We start from the raw sequence: 19,659 nt of genomic DNA, 5'->3' as shown, positions 1-19,659 counted from the left end.
GCTGGCGGCTCGGGCATTGACCCCGCTAGGTTCACCGCGACCACAGGTGAATCAAGGGGAGGGTGAATGCGCAAGGCGCTCAGATGGCTGCTGTCGCTCGTGGTGCTCATTGGCACCGTGAGCGCGGTCGGCGCGACGGCCGGTGCGGCTACCGCCGCGGAGCCGACGACCGGCACGGACATCAAGGACCGGGTCCTCGCGATACCGGGTATGAGTCTTATCGAGGAGAAGCCGTACCCGGGTTACCGGTACTTCGTTCTCAACTACACGCAGCCGGTCGACCACCGGCACCCGGACAAGGGCACCTTCAAGCAGCGAATCACCCTGCTGCACAAGGACACCAACCGCCCCACGGTGATGTTCACCTCCGGCTACAACGTGAGCACCACGCCTCGCCGCAGTGAGCCGACGGCCATCATCGACGGCAACCAGGTCTCCGTGGAGTACCGGTTCTTCACCCCGTCCCGGCCCGACCCGGCCAACTGGTCCAAGCTCGACATCTGGCAGGCCGCGAGCGACCAGCACCGCATCTTCACCGCGCTGAAGAAGATCTACACCAAGAACTGGCTCACCACCGGCGGCTCCAAGGGCGGCATGACCGCCACGTACTACGAGCGCTTCTACCCGCGCGACATGGACGGGGTCGTCGCCTACGTCGCGCCCAACGACGTGGTGAACAAGGAGGACTCGGCATACGACCGGTTCTTCGAGAAGGTCGGCACCAAGGAGTGCCGCGACAAGCTCAACGCCGTGCAGAGCGAGGCGCTGGTGCGCCGCGAGCCGCTCGAGGCCATCTACACCAAGTACGCGGCGGACAACGGCTACACCTTCAAGACGGTCGGCTCCCTCGACAGGGCGTACGAGGCGGTCGTCCTCGACTACGTCTGGGCCTTCTGGCAGTACAGCCTGCTGGCCGACTGCGAGGCGATCCCGGTCGCCAAGACCGCGACCGACCAGCAGATCTGGGACAGCGTGGATGCGATCTCCGGCTTCTCCTTCTACGCCGACCAGGGCCTGACGCCGTACACGCCGTACTACTACCAGGCAGGCACCGAGCTGGGCTCGCCCGACATCAAGCAGCCGCACCTCGACGGCCTGAGCCGGTACGGGTACCAGCCGCCGCGGAACTTCGTGCCGCGTGACATCCCCATGCACTTCAAGCCGTGGGTCATGCGCTCCGTGGACAGCTGGGTGCGGCACAACGCCCGCCAGATGATGTTCGTCTACGGCCAGAACGACCCGTGGGGCGCGGAACAGTTCCGGCTCGGCAAGGGCACCCGCGACAGCTATGTGTACGTCGTGCCCGGAGGCAACCACGGATCCAATGTGGCCGGCCTGGTGCCGGACCAGAAGGCGGCGGCCACCGCCGCGATCCTGAAGTGGGCGGGCGTCGCCCCGGCCGCCGTCCAGCAGGACGCGGCGAAGGCGAAGCCGCTGACGAAGTACGACGCGAAGCTCGACAAGCGCGACGTGGAGCGGGAGCCGGCGCTGCGGCCGTAACCTTGCGCTCAGCCCGCTCGCAACCCCGTGGGCTGTGCCCGCCGCTGTGTGAGTGACCCTCACACACGGCGGGCGCAGCCCACCGGCGTGTGGCCGCCGAGCCGCACATACAGCGCCGTGGACGGCGGGCACTGCGCCCGGCTCGTCACCGCCGACGCCACCGTGAACTCCGGGGCCCGCTCGCCCGATCCGTCGCAGGCCGTCTCCTTCACCTGCCCCTTGCTCGCGCTGTAGACGCAGTCGCCGACGATGGTGTGCGGGCCGCCGCCCCCGCCCGGATCGCCCGGATGCGGCGGCTCCAGATTGCGCATACAGGCGTACCCCTGACCCACCTCCCCGTCGCCGTCCTCGTCGGTCGCCGGGCGGCTCTCGGAGATGTGCAGCACGAAGTCGGTGGTCGTGGGGCAGCCGGGGCCGGCCGCGGGCCGCCCGCCGTACCGGGCGGTCACCCGGGCCACCGCCTTCTCGCTCGTACAGGGCACCTCATGGAAGTCGCGGCCGCGCGATGCGCAGTCGCCGGGTCCGAGGAAGACCAGGCCGTATCCCGAGGGCGTGGCGGTGGGTCCTTCGACGGTGCCGGCGGCCGTTCCCGCGCGGCCCGTCGCCTGCTGGCAGCCCGTGGTGAGCGCTGCCGCCAGTACGAGTACCAGTACCAGGGCGCTCACCGCCCCGGCGGACCGCTGCTGTTGTGCCATACGGACCCCCGAGCCCCGGCCACCCGGCCGGTCCCTCAGGCGTGACCCGCCGGAGCGGGCCACGCCGGACGCGCGTCGTGCATGGGGACATTGTGGGGGAGTGCGCCGGTGTGTGTGGCCGGTTTGCGCAACTCAGCCGAATTGTGCGGCTCAGTCGTAGGACAGGCCGTGGCCGATGGGATACAGCACCTGGGCGGGGTCGCTCGCGCTCTGTATGGGCACGGGAAGCCGTCCCTCGGGCTCGGCGCGGCCCGCGATGACCCGTGCGGCGGCGCGCAGTTCGACATCGGTCCAGGAGTACGTGGCCAGCGCCGCCCCCACGCCTTCGAGCAGGGCGATGTCGTACGGATTGCGGATGGCGAGCGCGACGACCGGGACTCCGGTCCGGACGAGCCGGGCAACCAAGGTGCGCTGGGGGCCGGTGGCCGTGACGTTGTACGTGCCGACGATCACCGCGTCCTTGCCGCTTGTCGCGGCCACCGCCTCCTCGATCTTCGCGGCGGTCGGGGTGATGCCGGTGGACAGCGCGGTTGCGGTGAAGCCGAGTTCGGCGAAGGCCTGCGCCAGCACTGTGGTCGGCGGTCCGGTCGTCCCGGTCGGCGAGGCCGGATCCGCGCCGACGACCAGCAGGTTCTGGCGGCTGCGCCGGCTCAGCGGCAGCAGTGCGCCGTCGTTGACCAGCAGGGTCGTGGTCCCCTCGGCGATCTTGTCGGCGATGACGAGATGCGAGCGGGCGCCGACGATGCGGTCCAGCTGCCGCAGGGAGACGAACGGATCCTGGAACAGGCCCAGTTTCTCCTTGAGGAGCAGGATGCGCAGGATCGATTCGTCGAGACGGGAGACCGTGAGCTCGCCGCTCCTGACGGCGCTGAGGACGCCGTTCCAGGCGACGGCCAGGTCCGGCGGGTTGAGCAGCTGGTCCACGCCCGCCTTCAGGGCGAGCACCGGCACCCGATGGTCGCCGTACTTGTCCCGTACGCCCTGCATGTTGAGCGCGTCGGTGACGACCACGCCGCCGTAGCCGAGCTCCTGGCGCAGGATGCCGGTGAGGATGGGGGCGGAGAGCGTGGCCGGGTCGTTGCTGGGGTCCAGCGCCGGGAACTGGATGTGCGCCGTCATGATCGAGTCGATCCCGGCGGCGATCGCGGCCCGGAACGGCGGAGCGTCGATGTCCTCCCACTGCTGCCGGGTGTGGGTGATGACCGGGATGCCCGTGTGGCTGTCGACGGTGGTGTCGCCGTGGCCCGGGAAGTGCTTGGAGGTCGCGGCGATGCCCGCGCTCTGATAGCCGCGGACCTGGGCGGCGACGAGGCCGGCCACCGCGTCCGGGTCGGCGCCGAAGGAGCGTACGCCGATGACCGGATTGGCGGGATTGACGTTGACATCGGCGACGGGGGCGTAGTTCTGGACGATGCCCATCGCGGCGAGCTCGGCCCCGGCGATCCGCGCGGCCGTACGGGCTGCGGAGCGGGACCCGCCCGCACCCAGCGCCATCGCGCCCGGCATCAGCGTGGCGGGCTTGCCGACCCTGGTCACTATCCCGTGCTCCTGATCGGTGGAGATCAGCAGCGGCACAGGGGTCGGCTGGGCGAGCCCCGCCCGCTGGATGCCGTTGGACAGCTCGGCGATCTGGTGGGGATCGCGGGTGTTGTGCGCCCAGGCGAAGTAGATGATGCCGCCGACGTGGTATTTGGCGATCAGCTCGGCGGCCGTACGGACGCCCATCTCCTTGAGGTTCAGCTCGATGTCGGCCTGGTCGGGGGCGGTGGCGGAGTGCCCGTACACCCGCATCACGAAGAGCTGGCCGACCTTCTCCTCCAGGCTCATCCGGGCGATCAGCCGCTTGAGACGGTCGTGGTGGAAGGGGCCGGCGAACACGGGCGATGCGCCGGCGACGGCGCCGGCAGCGACGGCGGTGGCGGCGGTTGCGGTGAGGAGGGTGCGTCTGGAGAGACTCCGGTCATGGCTTCGGTCGTGACCCCGGGCGTGGCTCCGGTCATGCATGGGTGCTCCTTCCGGCCTTGCTCGACAAGGGAGTTGAAGGAAACTTCCAAGGACTCACGGATAGCCCGAAAATTACTGCCAGGTCAAGTGTGTGGCAACAGAAAGGCCGCGCGACGCGCGAAAGCTCACCGGGACGGGGGCCCGCCACCGGTGCTGTCGGAGGGGGCGCACCGGTGGCGGTGTGCTGCCGGCCGCAGGCGGCTGGAGAGGGGTGGTCAGCGATCGCAGCCAGCAGCGAGGGCCGACACCGCGTTGCGGAGACTCACCCAGCAGTACGCGGGTTGGACGGAGGGTGTTCGCGATGGGTTCCGGTATCGGGCGAATTGGTACGGGTGGGGCAGGGCTGCCGTGCGGGTCCTGAGCCTGCTCGGGGTGCGGGCGCCCGGGCCCCGGACGTCCGCACCCCGAACCGCCCCCGGGCGCGCCTCACGCCGCCGCCGTATCCCCGCCCACCCCCACCCAGTGCCCCCGCAGCATCCCCACCGTCGCCGTGATCGCCGGCCGCCTCGCCGCCCCCGTCCGCCACAGCGCGTACAGCCGCCTCTTCGGCACCGGATCCAGCGCCACCGCCACCACCCCCGCCGGCAGCACCCCCCGCCCCAGCCGCGGGATCATCGCAATGCCCAGTCCTGCCGCGACCAGCGCGACCTGGGTGTGGTACTCCTCCGCCTGGTGCGCCAGTTCGGGCTCGCACCCCGCCGCCCGCAGCGTACGGATCAGCCAGTCGTGGCACACCGTGCCCGGCGGCTGGCAGATCCACCGCTGCCCGGCCAGATCATCCCGGCGCACAGACGCCCGCGCGGCCAGCGCATGCCCCTCCGGCACCAGCAGATCGCACAGGTCGTCGCCGATGACCGCCTGCTCGACGCCCTCCGGCGCCGGCAGTGGCGCGATGTCCCAGTCGTGCGCCACCGCCAGGTCGATCATGCCGCGGGCCACCAGGTCGATGGACAGATGCGGATCGACCTCGGTCATCCGCGCATCGAGCCCCGGATGACGTCGGCCGAGCTCCGCGAGCACCCCCGGCAGCAGCCCGCGTGCCGCCGTGGCGAAGGCCCCGATCGCCAGCTGCCCGGTCGGCTGCCCCCGGCGCTCCTCGAGCGTGGTCTCCGCGCGCTCCACGATCGCGAGCAACTCCTGCGCCGTGGCTGCCAGATGCCGCGCCTCCTCGGTGAGCGCGACCCCCCGCCCCTGCCGCTCGAGCAGCGTCGTACGAGTCTCCCGCTCCAGCTTGGCGATCTGCTGCGACACCGCGGACGGGGTGTACCCGAGAGCCGTCGCCGCCGCTGCCACCGAACCGTGTACCGAGACTGCGTGCAGCGCCCTCAGCCGTCCCAGATCGAGCATCGCCGACTCCCATTCGTAAGCAACGCTCAATTCCACCATGAAGAAATCCGCGCTGGTGCTACATGGTTCACGCCGGTGATCCTCGGTCCATGCGTCCCGTACACATGGCACTCGCCGTCCTGGTCACCGCGGTCTGGGGAGTGAACTTCGTCGTCATCGAGCTCGGGCTCGGCCACTTCCCGCCCCTGCTCTTCTCCGCCCTGCGCTTTCTCGTGGCGGCGCTGCCCGCGCTCTTCTTCGTGGGCCGCCCGAAGGTCGCCTGGAAATGGGTGATCGGCGTCGGACTCGCCCTGGGCGTCGCGAAGTTCGGCCTGCTCTTCATCGGCATGGACCGCGGCATGCCGGCCGGCCTGTCCTCGCTCGTCGTGCAGATCCAGGCGGTCTTCACAGCCCTGTTCGCCGCCGCCGCGCTGGGCGAACGCCCCGGCGGTGTACGGGTCTTGGGCATGACCGTCGCCCTGTCCGGCATCGCCGTCGCCGCCGTCGACGAGGGGACCGCGGGACCCGTCCTCGCCTTCCTGCTGGTCATCGCGGCCGCGGCCTGCTGGGGCGTGTCCAACGTGCTGACCCGCAAGGCGTCCCCACCGGACGCGCTGAACTTCATGATCTGGGTCTCCACCGTCCCCGTACTGCCCCTGCTCGCGCTCTCCCTGCTCTTCGAGGGCCCGCGGGCCGATGCGGACGCGCTGCGCTCGCTGGACTGGAGCGGTGCCGGGACGATTCTCTACGTGGCCTGGGGCGCAACGGTCTTCGGCTTCGGCGCCTGGGGCTATCTCCTGCGCCACTATCCCGCCTCCGCCGTCGCCCCCTACTCGCTGCTGGTACCGGTCTTCGGCATGTCCTCCGCGGCCCTGCTGCTCGACGAGTCGGTCAGCCCGCTGCGCTGGGGCGCCGCGGTGCTGCTGGTCGGCGGGGTCGCGCTCACCTCGCTGTCGCGAGCAGGCGCTCCAGGTACTCCCGCCCCGGCGTCAGCAGCCCCGGCAGGTCCGCCGCCTTCGGATACCAGCGCTTCTCGTACTCCCAGCACAGCCACGTCTCGTCGGTGAGCGTCGCCAGGCACTCGGCGAGCGGCAGTACGCCCTCGCCGAGGGGGAGCGGCGCGAGGTCGTCGGCCGACGCGACATCCTTGACCTGCAGATAGCCGAGGAACGGCGAGAGTGCGGCATGGGCAGCCGCCGGTTCCTCACCCTCCAGCCAAGGGGACACCACGTCCCAGATCGCGCCCGCGTACCGGTGGCCGACGGGGCCCAGGATGCGGGACACATCGGCCCCGGCCCGGTGCGAGTCGTGGGTCTCCAGCAGAATCCGTACGCCGAGCGTGGCCGCGGTCTCCGCCGCAACGCCGAGCCGGCGGGCGGCGACGGCCTCGGCGACGTCGGGGTCCTGGTCTCCGCCGCCGGGAAAGACGCGCACATGTGGCGCGCCCACATCCTTTGCCAGCTGGAGCAGTTCCTCGATCTCCCGGAGCACGGGGGCGTCGTCGCCCTCCGCCGCGACGCCGGTGTATCCGCATACGGTCAGGATGTCCACGCCCGCCCGCTCGAACTCCCGGACCACGGCGGCCCGTTCCGGCGCCCCGATCCCGGGGTGGACGGGCTCCTCCGGGTCGGCCCGCAGTTCCACCCCCTGGTAACCGGTGTCGGCGGCGAGTTGCACCACGTCCGGGATGGGCATGCCCGGCACACCGAGCGTCGAGAAGGCGAACTTCACTTGACCGTCCTCACTTGTCCGTTTCTTCCGGCAGGGGCAGCCGCCAGTCCTGGCCGACCAGATCCACGCCGTACGAGCGGTGCGGCTTCTCGGCGACGAGGGTGAATCCGGCCCGCTGATAGATCCGGCGGGCTCCGGCCAGTACGTCATTGGTCCACAGCACGAGTTCCCGGTACCCCACTTCGCGGGCGAAATCCACCACCGTACGCACGAGTCGGTCACCGAGTCCCTGACCGCGCGCCTCGGGCTCGACGAGCAGCAGCCGCAGCCGCGCGGTGGCCGGGGCGTCGTCGCGTACGCACATGACCGACCCCACCGGGCGGCCGTCCAGCTCAGCGATCCACACCCGTTCCAGATGAGGGTCGTGGTCCTGGGCGAAGTCCGCGACGATGCGGGCGACGAGCCCTTCGAAGTCGGCGTTCCACCCGTACTCGGCGGCGTAGAGAGCTCCGTGCCGCTGTACGACCCACCCCAGCTCGCCCGGCCCCGGGTCCCGCAGCACCGGGCCTTCGCGGTGCCCCGCCCGGCCGCTGCCGAGGATCTCGCGTACGGTCCCCATCGCCTCGACCAGCCGCGACCGCTCCCCGGCCGGCACTTTGGCCAGCAGCGCCGCCACGGCCTCCCGCGACCGCTCGTCGAGCAGCGTGGCGGCCTCGCGCCCGCGCGGAGTCAGGGTGATCCGCTGCCGCCGCGAATCCACCTCGGAGGGCGCCCGCGCCACCAGCCCGTCGCGCTCGAACTTGGCGAGCAGCCTGCTCAGATACCCGGCGTCGAGGGAGAGCTCGGCGCGCAGATCGGCGGCGTCGGTGCGGGGGCTGTGGGCGAGCTCGTACAGGACGCGGGACTCGGTGAGGGTGTACGGGGTGTAGAGGTGCTTGCTGTAGTCGAGGGCGCCGATGAGGTTGGTGTAGAAGCGGTTGAAGGCACGGATCTCGTGGATCGGCATGAGCGGCTCCGGGCGTTTCCTTTGACTGAGTCAACGGTAGGGCGGAGGCCGGATCCCGGCAAGAGCCGGTGGTAACCGCCCCGCCTCCCGAATCGCTTGGGGGTGCCTGTGAGCCTTGGGGTGCAGGGGACGCGTAGGGGTCGTGTTCTGGACGTAAGAGCGGCGCAGCTCGCGCGAAGCGCGGTGACCACGCGGCGGAGCCGCACATTGAGGACAGCGCAGTCCAGAATTCGAGCCCCGGAGCGGGCCCCAGCCCGCACCCGCAGACCCCGGCACCCAGGGACAGGCCCCCGCGGCCCGCGCCCCGGACTCCCGCACTCCGGACAGGCCCGCAGACCCCTGTCACCCCTTCCGCGGCGGCGCCGTTGACGACCGGGCCATCAGTTCCGCCGCGATCGTCGCGATACCCCCCGGTGGCCGCGCCTCCTTACCCATCGCCAGCCGCCCCGCCCGCGCCCCCGCCTCGTACAGCGGCAGCCGTACCGTCGTCAGCGCGGGCACCGCGTCCACCGAGAAGGGCAGGTCGTCGAAGCCCGCCACCGAGATGTCCTCCGGGATCCGCAGCCCCTGGTCGCGCAGGGCCGCACAGGCACCCAGTGCCACCGTGTCGTTCGCGGCCACGATCGCCGTCAAGTCGGGGTCGCGGCGCAGCAGTTCGAGTGTCGCGTCATAGCCGGAGCGCCGGGCGTACGGACCGTGCACGGTCAGCCGGTCCTGGTCCTCGTCGACCCCCGCCGCCGTCAGCGCGGCACGGTGGCCCTCCAGTCGGTGCCGGGTCGTCGTCCGCTCCGTCGGCCCCGCGACGTAACCGATCCGCCGGTGCCCCAGCGTGAGCAGATGCTCGGTGAGCCGCCGCGCCCCGCCCCGGTTGTCGAAAGCGAGCGCGGCGACGATCGCCTCGCTGCCGGGCAGCGGCGGCCGCCCGCACAGCACCACCCGCGTCCCCGCATCCGCAAGCTTCGTGAGCTTCGCGGCCATCGCCTCGATGTGATCCGGATCCTCCAGCGCGCCGCCGGTCAGCACGACGGCCGCGGCCCGCTGCCGCTGCAGCAGTGTGAGATAGGTGAGTTCGCGCTCCGGCGAGCCTCCGGTGTTGCAGACGACCGCGAGCTTCTCGCCGCCCGCGCGCCCCGACCCCTCCTGCCCGCCGATCGCCGTCTGTGCGGCCCCGGCCATGATCCCGAAGAAGGGGTCGGCGATGTCGTTGACGAGTATGCCGACCAGATCGGACGTGGCCGCGGCCAGCGAACTCGCGGGCCCGTTCAGTACGTAGTCGAGCTCGTCGACCGCCCGCAGTACCCGCTCCTTCGTCGATGCCGCGACCGGGTAATTGCCGTTGAGCACACGGGAGACGGTGGCCGGGGACACCCGGGCGCGCGCCGCCACATCCGCCAGGGTGACTGTCATCGCTTTCCTCCGCGGGAGATGGAACAGCGCCCTTGTCCGGGCCACTGTCGGCAGGCTAGCGTCATACCGTGTAGAAAGCGCTTGCTACGACCGTATCGAGGCAACACGGCCGTAATGAGGGAAATCGAGGGGAACAGGGAGGCACCTCGTGACACGCAGGACGGTGCGCATCGCCATGAACGGCGTCACGGGTCGGATGGGATACCGCCAGCACCTGGTGCGCTCCCTCCTTGCCATCCGCCATCAGGGCGGCCTCGACCTCGGTGACGGCGATGTCCTGTGGCCCGACCCCGTCCTCGTCGGCCGCCGCGAACCCGCGCTGCGCGAGATCGCCGAGCGGCACGGCCTCGCGCATGTCTCCACCGACCTCGACGCCGTACTCGCCGACGACAGCATCGACATCTACTTCGACGCACAGGTCACCTCCGCCCGCGTCGCCGCGATCAAGCAGGCCGTCGCGGCGGGCAAGCACATCTACACCGAGAAGCCCACCGCCAGGGACCTCGCCGGCGCGCTGGAGCTGGCCCGCCTTGCCGAGTCAGCGGGCATCAAGCACGGCGTCGTCCAGGACAAGATCTTCCTGCCTGGCCTGCTCAAGCTGAAGCGCCTCGTCGACGGCGGCTTCTTCGGCGAAATCCTCTCCGTGCGCGGAGAGTTCGGCTACTGGGTCTTCGAGGGCGACTGGCAGGAGGCCCAGCGCCCGAGCTGGAACTACCGCGCCGAGGACGGCGGCGGCATCGTCGTCGACATGTTCCCGCACTGGGAGTACGTACTGCACGAGCTGTTCGGCCGGGTGACGAGCGTGACGGCGCACGTCGCCACGCACATCCCGCGGCGCTGGGACGAGCGCGGCAAGCCGTACGAGGCGACCGCGGACGACTCCGCCTACGGCATCTTCCAGCTGGCGGGCGGCGCCGTCGCCCAGATCAACTCCTCCTGGGCGGTGCGGGTGATGCGTGACGAGCTCGTCGAGTTCCAGGTCGACGGCACGCACGGCTCGGCGGTCGCGGGCCTGCGCCGCTGCCGCGCCCAGCACCGCTCCGCCACCCCGAAGCCGGTCTGGAACCCCGACCTGCCCGCCACCGAGTCCTTCCGCGACCAGTGGCAGGAGGTGCCGGACAACAGCGAGTTCGAGAACGGCTTCAAGGCGCAGTGGGAGCTGTTCCTGCGCCATGTGGTGCTCGGCGAGCCGTACCGCTGGGACCTGCTGGCCGGCGCGCGTGGTGTGCAACTGGCCGAGCTGGGCCTGAAGTCCTCGGCCGAAGGCCGCCGCTTCGAGGTGCCGGAGCTCTCGCTGTGACCATCCGCCTCCCGCACGGCACGTATGAACCGCGCACCGAACCGGCCGTGTTCGCCGGGCGCGCTGCCCTCGCCGGGTGCGCCGCAGGCGCCGCGCTCGCCTCACGTACGGTCTTCTCGGCCGCGCATGTCGTCGCCGACCCGTACGCCGACACGACGTGGGACTCGCCCGCCGCCGTGGACTGGGACGCGACGCTCGCCTTCCGCCGCCATCTGTGGTCGCACGGGCTCGGCGTCGCGGAGGCCATGGACACGGCGCAGCGCGGGATGGGCCTGGACTGGACGGGCGCGGCGGAGCTGATCCGGCGCTCGGCGGCGGAGGCGCAGGCGGTGGGCGGCGCCATCGCCTGCGGCGTCAGCACGGACCAGCTGACCGGGCCCGCGGACCTGGCCACGGTCACCGCCGCCTACGAGGAACAACTCGCGCTGGTCGAGGAGTCGGGCGCACAGGCGATCCTGATGGCATCCCGTGCCCTCGCCGCCGCCGCCGAGGGGCCTCAGGACTATCTCCGCGTCTACTCCGACCTCTTGCGCCAGGCGTCCGAGCCGGTGATCCTGCACTGGCTGGGCCCGATGTTCGACCCGGCGCTCGAGGGTTACTGGGGCTCCGCCGACCTCGACGCGGCCACCTCCGTCTTCTTGGACGTCATCGCCACGCACCCCGACAAGGTCGACGGGATCAAGATCTCGCTGCTCGACGCCGGGCGCGAGATCGATCTGCGCCGCCGCCTCCCGCAGGGCGTGCGCTGTTACACCGGCGACGACTTCAACTACCCCGAGCTGATCGCCGGCGACGAACGGGGCTTCAGCCATGCGCTGCTCGGCATCTTCGACCCGCTGGGTCCGCTCGCGGCACGGGCGGTACGAGTCCTGGACACGGGCGACGCCGCCGGCTTCCGGAAGATCCTCGACCCGACGGTGGAGCTGTCCCGGCATCTGTTCCAGCCGCCGACGCGCTTCTACAAGACGGGTGTCGTGCTGCTGGCGTGGCTGGCGGGGCACCAGTCGCACTTCACGATGGTGGGTGGCCTGCAGTCGGCGCGCTCGCTGCCGCATCTGTGCCGGGCGTACGTACTCGCGGACGGTCTGGGCCTGTTCCCGGACCCCGGCCTGGCCGAGCAGCGGATGAAGACCCTGCTGACGATGTACGGAGTCGACCAGTGACCGATGGCCTGAGCCGCTTCAGCATCAACCAGATGACGGTGAAGCAGCTGACCCTGCCCGAACTCACCGAGGCGTGTGTACGCCTGGGCATCGGGGGCGTGGGCCTGTGGCGCGAACCGGTCCAGGCGTACGGAGTCGACGCGGCGGCGAGACTCGTGCGCGCGGCAGGTCTGACGGTCACCAGCCTGTGCCGCGGCGGCTTCCTCACTGCGGTCGACGCGGCGGAACGGGCCCGCGCCCTGGCGGACAACCACGCGGCGATCGACGAGGCGGCGACCCTCGGCACGGACACCCTGATCCTGGTCTCCGGTGGTCTCCCGGCGGGCAGCCGCGACCTGGCGGCGGCTCGTGAACGCATCGCGGACGCGCTGACCGTACTGGCTCCGTACGCGGCCGGCCGGGGGGTACGCCTGGCGATCGAACCGCTGCACCCGATGTACGCGTCGGACCGCTGCGTGGTCTCCACGCTGACGCAGGCGCTGGACCTCGCGGAGCGCTTCCCGTCGTCCCAGGTGGGCGTGGTGGTGGACACGTACCACATCTGGTGGGACGACACGGCCCCGTCGGCGGTGACCCGGGCGGGCGCGACGGACCGCATCCACGCCTTCCAACTGGCGGACTGGACCACGCCCCTGCCGGCGGGCGTGCTGAACGGCCGCGGTCAGATCGGGGACGGCGCGATCGACCTGCGCGCGTGGCGGGACCTGGTGGACGCGGCGGGTTACGGGGGTGCGATCGAGGTGGAGCTGTTCAACGACGGGCTGTGGGCGCGGGACGGCGTGGAAGTGCTGAGGGAGACGGCGATCCGCTTTGTGGAGCACGTAGTTCCGAAAAAATAACTGCCCGCAGTCCTACAACCCTTTCCGGGTGAGGTGGGTCGTACCTGGCATCAAGGCTCCCGGGGGGAGGGATCTGGGGGGATCGAGGGAGCTCTTGACGGAGGGGGACAGGGGCCCGGTCGGCAGGACCGGGCCCCCATGACTGTCCGGGTGGCTGCCCCGGCGCCGATCCGGGCGGCCGTCCCGGTAACCGTCCGGATGCCGATCCGGGTGACTGTCCTGGTGACTGTCCGGTTGTCCACAGGCATCCCGCACTGTCCGACCCCGGCGGTAGCGTCGGATCATGTCCAATCAGGCAGTGGTCGAAGGGGTCCTGGAGCGGATCACCTACGCCAACGAGGAGAACGGCTACACGGTCGCCCGCGTCGACACCGGACGCGGCGGCGGTGATCTCCTCACGGTGGTCGGCTCGCTGCTCGGCGCGCAGCCGGGCGAGTCCCTGCGTATGGAGGGCCGCTGGGGCTCCCACCCGCAGTACGGCAAGCAGTTCACCGTGGAGAACTACACGACGGTCCTACCGGCCACCATCCAGGGCATACGCCGCTACCTCGGCTCCGGTCTGATCAAGGGCATCGGCCCCAGAATCGCCGAGCGCATCGTCGAGCACTTCGGCATCGACACCCTGGACATCATCGAGCAGCAGCCCAAGAAGCTCATCGAGGTCCCCGGACTCGGCCCGAAGCGTACGAAGTTGATCGGCGCCGCCTGGGAGGAGCAGAAGGCCATCAAGGAGGTCATGATCTTTCTCCAGGGAGTCGGCGTCTCGACGTCCATCGCCGTGCGCATCTACAAGAAGTACGAGGACGCCTCGATCTCGGTCGTGAAGAACCAGCCGTACCGACTGGCGGCAGACGTGTGGGGCATCGGCTTCCTCACCGCCGACAAGATCGCCCAGGCGGTGGGCATACCGCACGACAGCCCGGAGCGGGTCAAGGCCGGCCTGCAGTACGCCCTGTCGCAGTCCACCGACCAGGGGCACTGTTTCCTGCCCGAGGAGCAGTTGATCGCGGACGCGGTGAAGCTGCTCCAGGTGGACACCGGCCTTGTCATCGAGTGCCTCGCCGAGCTCGCTGCGGAGGAGGAAGGTGTCGTACGGGAGACGGTGCCGGCCCCCGACGGCGGGGAGCCGGTGACCGCGGTCTATCTGGTGCCCTTCCACCGTGCCGAGATCTCCCTCGCCGCCCAGCTGGGCCGCCTGCTGCGGTCCGCGGACGACCGGATGCCTGCCTTCCAGGACGTCGCCTGGGACAAGGCGCTGGCCTGGCTCGCGGAGCGTACGGGCGCGGAGCTGGCGCCCGAGCAGGAGCAGGCGGTCCGCCTCGCGCTCACCAGCAAGGTGGCCGTCCTCACCGGCGGCCCCGGCTGCGGCAAGTCGTTCACGGTCCGCTCCATCGTGGAACTGGCCCGGGCCAAGAAGGCCAAGGTGGTGCTCGCGGCCCCCACCGGGCGTGCGGCCAAGCGGCTGGCGGAGCTCACCGGCGCCGAGGCGTCCACCGTGCACCGGCTGCTGGAGCTCAAGCCCGGCGGGGACGCGGCGTACGACCGGGACCGCCCGCTGGACGCGGACCTGGTCGTGGTCGACGAGGCGTCCATGCTCGATCTGCTGCTGGCGAACAAGCTGGTCAAGGCCGTGGCCCCGGGCGCGCATCTGCTGCTGGTCGGGGACGTGGACCAGCTGCCGAGCGTCGGCGCGGGCGAGGTGCTGCGCGATCTGCTCGCCGACGGCGGCCCGGTGCCCAGCGTCCGGCTGACGCGGATCTTCCGCCAGGCCCAGCAGTCCGGCGTCGTCACCAACGCCCACCGCATCAACTCCGGCGTCCAGCCCATCACTTCGGGCCTCTCCGACTTCTTCCTCTTCGTGGAGGAGGAGACGGAGGACGCGGGAAAACTCACGGTCGATGTGGCGGCCCGCAGGATTCCCGCCAAATTCGGCCTTGATCCGCGGCGTGATGTGCAGGTCCTCGCGCCGATGCACCGCGGCCCGGCCGGCGCCGGCACGCTCAACAGCCTGCTCCAGCAGGCGATTACGCCCGCACGGCCCGACCTCCCCGAGAAGCGTTTCGGCGGCCGGTTGTTCCGCGTCGGCGACAAGGTCACCCAGATTCGCAACAATTACGACAAAGGCAAGAACGGCGTCTTCAACGGCACGGTCGGGGTGGTCACCTCCCTGCACCTGGAGGACCAGCGGCTGACGGTGCTGACGGATGAGGACGAGGAGGTTCCGTACGACTTCGACGAGCTGGACGAGCTGGCACACGCCTATGCGGTGACCATCCACCGCTCGCAGGGCAGCGAGTATCCGGCCGTGGTGATTCCGGTCACCACCGGGGCCTGGATGATGCTCCAGCGGAACCTCCTGTACACGGCGGTCACCAGGGCCAGAAAGCTCGTCGTGCTGGTCGGCTCCCGCAAGGCGATAGGACAGGCCGTGCGCACTGTTTCCGCAGGCAGACGCTTCACCGCCCTCGACCACCGGCTGGCCGGCCCGGTGCCGGTGCTGAGCCGGCCGGGGGAGGTCGCCGGGCCCCCCGGGGTGGGAAATGCCACCCCAGCTTCCGGAACCAGGGCGAAGGGGGCAAGATGAGCAGGTTGGCGGCACTCAGTGCCGCCAATAGGCCCAATGGTCGACCCCGAGTGCACTCTCCTCAGCCAAATGGGGGATGGTAGAGACAGTCAGGGCACCTCGAAGAAGAGGCACTACGTCGGTGAGGGATGACGTGAGCGACAACTCTGTAGTACTGCGGTACGCGGACGGTGAATACACCTACCCGGTGGTCGAAAGCACCGTCGGTGACAAGGGCTTCGACATCGGGAAGCTCCGAGCCCAGACCGGTCTGGTGACCCTGGACAGTGGATACGGCAACACCGCCGCATATAAATCCGCGATCACCTACCTCGACGGCGAGCAGGGCATCCTGCGCTACCGCGGCTACCCCATTGAGCAGCTGGCCGAGCGCTCCACCTTCCTCGAGGTGGCGTACCTGCTGATCAACGGCGAGCTTCCGACGGTCGACGAGCTTTCCGCCTTCAAGGGCGAGATCACCCAGCACACGCTGCTGCACGAGGACGTCAAGCGGTTCTACGGCGGGTTCCCGCGCGACGCCCACCCGATGGCGATGCTGTCCTCCGTGGTCAGCGCGCTGTCGACGTTCTACCAGGACAGCCACAACCCGTTCGACGAGAAGCAGCGCCACCTTTCCACGGTCCGGCTGCTCGCCAAGCTGCCGACGATCGCGGCGTACGCATACAAGAAGTCGATCGGCCACCCCTTTGTCTACCCGCGCAACGACCTCGGGTATGTGGAGAACTTCCTGCGGATGACCTTCTCGGTCCCCGCCCAGGAGTACGACCTGGACCCGGTCGTCGTCTCGGCGCTCGACAAGCTGCTGATTCTGCACGCGGACCACGAGCAGAACTGCTCGACCTCCACCGTGCGTCTGGTCGGTTCCTCGCAGGCGAACATGTTCGCCTCGATCTCCGCCGGCATCAGCGCCCTGTGGGGCCCGCTGCACGGTGGCGCCAACCAGTCGGTCCTGGAGATGCTCGAGGGCATCCAGGCCAACGGCGGCGATGTCGACTCCTTCATCCGCAAGGTGAAGAACAAGGAGGACGGCGTCCGTCTGATGGGCTTCGGCCACCGGGTCTACAAGAGCTTCGACCCGCGGGCGAAGATCATCAAGGCTGCGGCGCACGATGTCCTCTCGGCGCTCGGGAAGTCCGACGAACTGCTCGACATCGCGCTCAAGCTGGAGGAGCACGCGCTCTCCGACGACTACTTCGTCTCGCGCAACCTCTACCCGAACGTGGACTTCTACACGGGCCTCATCTACCGGGCCATGGGCTTCCCGACCGAGATGTTCACCGTGCTCTTCGCGCTCGGCCGGCTGCCGGGCTGGATCGCCCAGTGGCACGAGATGATCAAGGAGCCGGGTTCACGCATCGGCCGCCCGCGCCAGATCTACACCGGCGAGGTCCTGCGCGACTTCGTCCCGGTCGAGGCCCGCTGACACAGGCCCTGGCCCGCTGACGCAGGGCCCGCCGACGGGAGGCCCTGAGCCCGGTACGTGGCGCGTAGGCGCTTCGTAGCCGGGCGCCGGTCATCTTCGCAGCCGGGCCGCCGGGCTTCGTTGCCTTGTGCCGGTCAGCACCGGCGCAGACAGCGGAAAGCGCCCCGCTGCCGATCCCCCCACGGGTCGGCGGGCGGGGCGCTTCCCATATCCCCGGAGCGGATTCCCCCCACGGGATCCGGCCGGGCGTCTGCTGGTTGCAGAAGCTCCTCACGCGGTCTGCCGGGGTACGTACGCACGGGAGGGCCGCTCAAAGCTCCCCGGGCACGTGCCCCGGCCAACAGCTTGCCTGGGACGTCCCCCAAGACATCCCATGAACGTCCCCCAAGACGTTCTCGGCATCGCCCATTCAGACTCGCGAGGAGCCTCAATGGTTACCCCTAAATATCTGTGATCTAGGTCTCCTTGTGAAGGTCTTGTGACCTATCTGTAGTCACGAGAAGGAGCGCAGCCGCAGGCTGTTAGTCACCACAAATACGGACGAAAAGGCCATGGCAAATCCGGCGATCATGGGGTTGAGCAGGCCAGATGCCGCGAGCGGCAGTGCGGCAATGTTGTAGCCGAAAGCCCAGTAAAGATTCCCTTTGATGGTGGCCAGAGTCCGACGGGCGAGACGGATCGCGTCGGCGGCGACCCTGAGATCTCCGCGTACGAGGGTGAGGTCCCCGGCTTCGATGGCGGCATCCGTGCCGGTGCCCATCGCCAGGCCCAGGTCCGCGGTGGCGAGCGCGGCCGCGTCGTTGACCCCGTCGCCGACCATCGCGACACTGCGGCCCTGCGCCTGGAGGCGCCCGACCACAGCCACCTTCTCCTCGGGCGTGACCTCGGCGTACACCTCGTCGATGCCGACCTCGGCCGCGACCGATTCGGCCACTGCCCTGCTGTCTCCGGTCAGCAGCACCGGAGTGAGGCCGAGGGCCCGCAGCCGCTCCACCGCCTCGGCGCTGGTGTCCTTGACGGTGTCGGCGACGGTCAGCACGCCGAGCGCCTTCCCGTCCCGGGCGACGAAGACGGCCGTACGCCCATCGGTGGCCGTGAGCTCCTCGGGCAGCTCCACGCCCGCGTCCTGAAGCAGCCGGGCGCGCCCGACGAGTACCTCGTGTCCGTCGACAACACCCCGGACGCCGAGTCCTGGGATGTTCTCGAAGGCCGTCGGCACGGGCAGCGGGCCGAGGCGTTCCTCGGCTTCCGCGGCGACGGCGCGGGCGATGGGGTGCTCCGAGGCGTGCTCCAGTGCGCCCGCGAAGCGCAGCAGTTCATCTTCATCGGCGGTTTCGGAGGCGTACGCCCGCTGAAGGTGCATCCGGCCGGTGGTGACCGTCCCGGTTTTGTCCAGGACGACGGTGTCGACTCTGCGGGTGGACTCCAGCACCTCGGGCCCCTTGATCAGGATGCCCAGCTGGGCACCGCGCCCGGTGCCGACCATGAGGGCTGTCGGCGTCGCCAGGCCCAGCGCGCAGGGGCAGGCGATGATCAGTACGGCCACGGCGGCGGTGAAGGCCGCGGTGGCGTCGCCGGTGGCCAGCAGCCAGCCGGCCAGCGTGCCGAGGGCGATCACGAGGACCACGGGTACGAAGACGGCCGAGATCCGGTCGGCCAGGCGCTGCACCTCCGCCTTGCCGTTCTGGGCGTCCTCGACCAGCCGGGCCATCCGGGCGAGCTGGGTGTCCGCACCGATCCTGGTGGCCCTGACGACGAGCCGGCCCGCGGTGTTGACGCAGCCGCCGGTGACCGGGTCGCCCGCGGCCACATCGACCGGCACGGACTCGCCGGTGAGCATCGAGGCGTCGACGGCCGAGGTGCCGTCGACGACTGTGCCGTCGGTGGCGATCTTCTCCCCGGGGCGCACGACGAAGCGGTCGCCGACCGCGAGCCGGCCGACCGGTATCCGTATCTCGGTATTGCCTCTGAGGACCGTGACGTCCTTCGCGCCCAGCTCCATCAGGGCACGCAGGGCCGCGCCCGCCCTGCGCTTGGATCGGGCCTCCAGATAGCGGCCGAGGAGGATGAACGTGGTCACGCCCGCGGCGACTTCGAGATAGATCGTCGAAGCGCCGTCGGTACGGGCGATGGTCGGGTCGAAGCCGTGGCGCATGCCGGGCATCCCGGCGTCGCCGAGGAACAGCGCCCAGAGCGACCAGCCGAAGGCGGCGAGTGTGCCGACCGAGACCAGGGTGTCCATGGTGGCCGCACCGTGCCGGAGGTTGGTCCAGGCGGCCCGGTGGAAGGGGAGCGCGCCCCAGACGGCGACGGGGGCGGCGAGGGCGAGCGAGAGCCACTGCCAGTTGTCGAACTGCAGGGCCGGGATCATCGCCATGAGGACGACGGGCGTGGCGAGTACGGCAGACACGGTGAGGCGTTGGCGCAGGGCGACCGACTCGGGGTCGGGGTTCGCGGCGGTGGCCGTGGCGGAGGCAGCGGCGGGCTCGGCTTCGGCTTCGGGCCGCGGGGGCTGCTCGGCCGTGTAGCCGGTCTTCACGACGGTGGCGATGAGGTCGGAGATCTCCAGCCCTGGCGGGCAGGAGATCTTCGCCTTCTCGGTCGCGTAGTTGACCGTGGCGCTGACGCCGTCCATGCGGTTGAGCTTCTTCTCGACGCGAGCGGCACAGGAGGCGCAGGTCATCCCGCCGATGGTGAGCTCGACCTGGGTGGTTTCCACGTTCGGGACTCCAAAAACGGGG

At 70.3% G+C, this 19,659-nt stretch carries 13 protein-coding genes and 1 pseudogene; 7 read left to right on the top strand and 7 right to left on the bottom strand.

From position 1 onward, the window contains the following. Positions 1-66 precede the first annotated feature (66 nt). Positions 67-1,500, top strand: a complete 1,434-nt coding sequence (locus ACI2LP_RS07165; protein WP_404723525.1) for a S28 family serine protease — start codon at positions 67-69, stop codon at positions 1,498-1,500. Between the two features lie 59 nt (positions 1,501-1,559). Here ACI2LP_RS07165 and ACI2LP_RS07160 read toward each other — a convergent pair whose 3' ends face one another. The 3 genes from ACI2LP_RS07160 to ACI2LP_RS07150 all read right to left on the bottom strand — a co-directional run bounded on the left by ACI2LP_RS07160 (position 1,560) and on the right by ACI2LP_RS07150 (position 5,546). Next, a complete protein-coding gene (locus tag ACI2LP_RS07160; RefSeq protein ID WP_404723524.1) occupies positions 1,560-2,195 on the bottom strand; it encodes a hypothetical protein in 636 nt (211 codons plus the stop codon). Between the two features lie 150 nt (positions 2,196-2,345). Next, the gene (locus ACI2LP_RS07155; protein ID WP_404723523.1) at positions 2,346-4,199 is read right to left on the bottom strand and encodes a glycoside hydrolase family 3 protein; all 1,854 of its coding nucleotides are present in this window, start codon (positions 4,197-4,199) and stop codon (positions 2,346-2,348) included. 426 nt (positions 4,200-4,625) lie between these two features. Beyond that, positions 4,626-5,546 (bottom strand): LysR family transcriptional regulator, encoded by a 921-nt coding sequence (locus ACI2LP_RS07150; RefSeq protein WP_404723756.1) that lies wholly within the window; start codon positions 5,544-5,546, stop codon positions 4,626-4,628. Positions 5,547-5,635: 89 nt separating this feature from the next. On the opposite strand from ACI2LP_RS07150, the gene ACI2LP_RS07145 reads away from it, so the two are divergent. Then, a complete protein-coding gene (locus ACI2LP_RS07145; protein WP_404723522.1) occupies positions 5,636-6,592 on the top strand; it encodes an EamA family transporter in 957 nt (318 codons plus the stop codon). Here the strand turns inward: ACI2LP_RS07145 and ACI2LP_RS07140 are convergent. The 3 genes and pseudogenes from ACI2LP_RS07140 to ACI2LP_RS07130 all read right to left on the bottom strand — a co-directional run. Next, a pseudogene (locus ACI2LP_RS07140) lies at positions 6,486-7,256 on the bottom strand (sugar phosphate isomerase/epimerase family protein); the annotation flags it as partial. The gene ACI2LP_RS07145 and the pseudogene ACI2LP_RS07140 sit on opposite strands and share 107 nt — an antisense overlap. 10 nt (positions 7,257-7,266) lie before the next feature. Continuing rightward, entirely contained in the window at positions 7,267-8,202 is a 936-nt protein-coding gene (locus tag ACI2LP_RS07135) for a GNAT family N-acetyltransferase (RefSeq protein ID WP_404723521.1), read from the bottom strand. A 342-nt stretch (positions 8,203-8,544) separates the two neighbouring features. Beyond that, positions 8,545-9,609, bottom strand: coding sequence for a LacI family DNA-binding transcriptional regulator (locus ACI2LP_RS07130; protein ID WP_404723520.1), 1,065 nt, complete (start codon positions 9,607-9,609; stop codon positions 8,545-8,547). A gap of 148 nt (positions 9,610-9,757) precedes the next feature. Between ACI2LP_RS07130 and ACI2LP_RS07125 the strand changes: the two genes are divergently transcribed. The 5 genes from ACI2LP_RS07125 to ACI2LP_RS07105 all read left to right on the top strand — a co-directional run bounded on the left by ACI2LP_RS07125 (position 9,758) and on the right by ACI2LP_RS07105 (position 16,918). Next, positions 9,758-10,909 carry a Gfo/Idh/MocA family protein gene (locus ACI2LP_RS07125; RefSeq protein ID WP_404723519.1) on the top strand — a complete coding sequence of 384 codons (1,152 nt, stop codon included), beginning with the start codon at positions 9,758-9,760 and terminating at the stop codon, positions 10,907-10,909. Continuing rightward, positions 10,906-12,072: a dihydrodipicolinate synthase family protein gene (locus tag ACI2LP_RS07120; protein ID WP_404723518.1), complete on the top strand. Its 1,167-nt coding sequence runs from the start codon at positions 10,906-10,908 to the stop codon at positions 12,070-12,072. The genes ACI2LP_RS07125 and ACI2LP_RS07120 overlap by 4 nt, the downstream gene beginning before the upstream one ends. 32 nt (positions 12,073-12,104) lie before the next feature. Further along, positions 12,105-12,911 (top strand): sugar phosphate isomerase/epimerase family protein, encoded by an 807-nt coding sequence (locus ACI2LP_RS07115; RefSeq protein WP_404723755.1) that lies wholly within the window; start codon positions 12,105-12,107, stop codon positions 12,909-12,911. A 283-nt stretch (positions 12,912-13,194) separates the two neighbouring features. After that, complete coding sequence (locus ACI2LP_RS07110) at positions 13,195-15,495, top strand: ATP-dependent RecD-like DNA helicase (RefSeq protein ID WP_404723517.1); 2,301 nt, start codon at positions 13,195-13,197, stop codon at positions 15,493-15,495. Between the two features lie 133 nt (positions 15,496-15,628). Beyond that, a complete protein-coding gene (locus ACI2LP_RS07105) occupies positions 15,629-16,918 on the top strand; it encodes a citrate synthase (RefSeq protein ID WP_404723516.1) in 1,290 nt (429 codons plus the stop codon). A 493-nt stretch (positions 16,919-17,411) separates the two neighbouring features. On the opposite strand, the gene ACI2LP_RS07100 is transcribed toward ACI2LP_RS07105, so the two are convergent. Further along, the gene (locus tag ACI2LP_RS07100) at positions 17,412-19,601 is read right to left on the bottom strand and encodes a heavy metal translocating P-type ATPase (protein ID WP_404723754.1); all 2,190 of its coding nucleotides are present in this window, start codon (positions 19,599-19,601) and stop codon (positions 17,412-17,414) included. Positions 19,602-19,659 lie beyond the last annotated feature (58 nt).

It is taken from the genome of Streptomyces sp. NPDC019890 (assembly GCF_044903445.1).
Taxonomy (GTDB): domain Bacteria; phylum Actinomycetota; class Actinomycetes; order Streptomycetales; family Streptomycetaceae; genus Streptomyces.
This window is presented reverse-complemented; position numbering and strand designations above follow the sequence as displayed.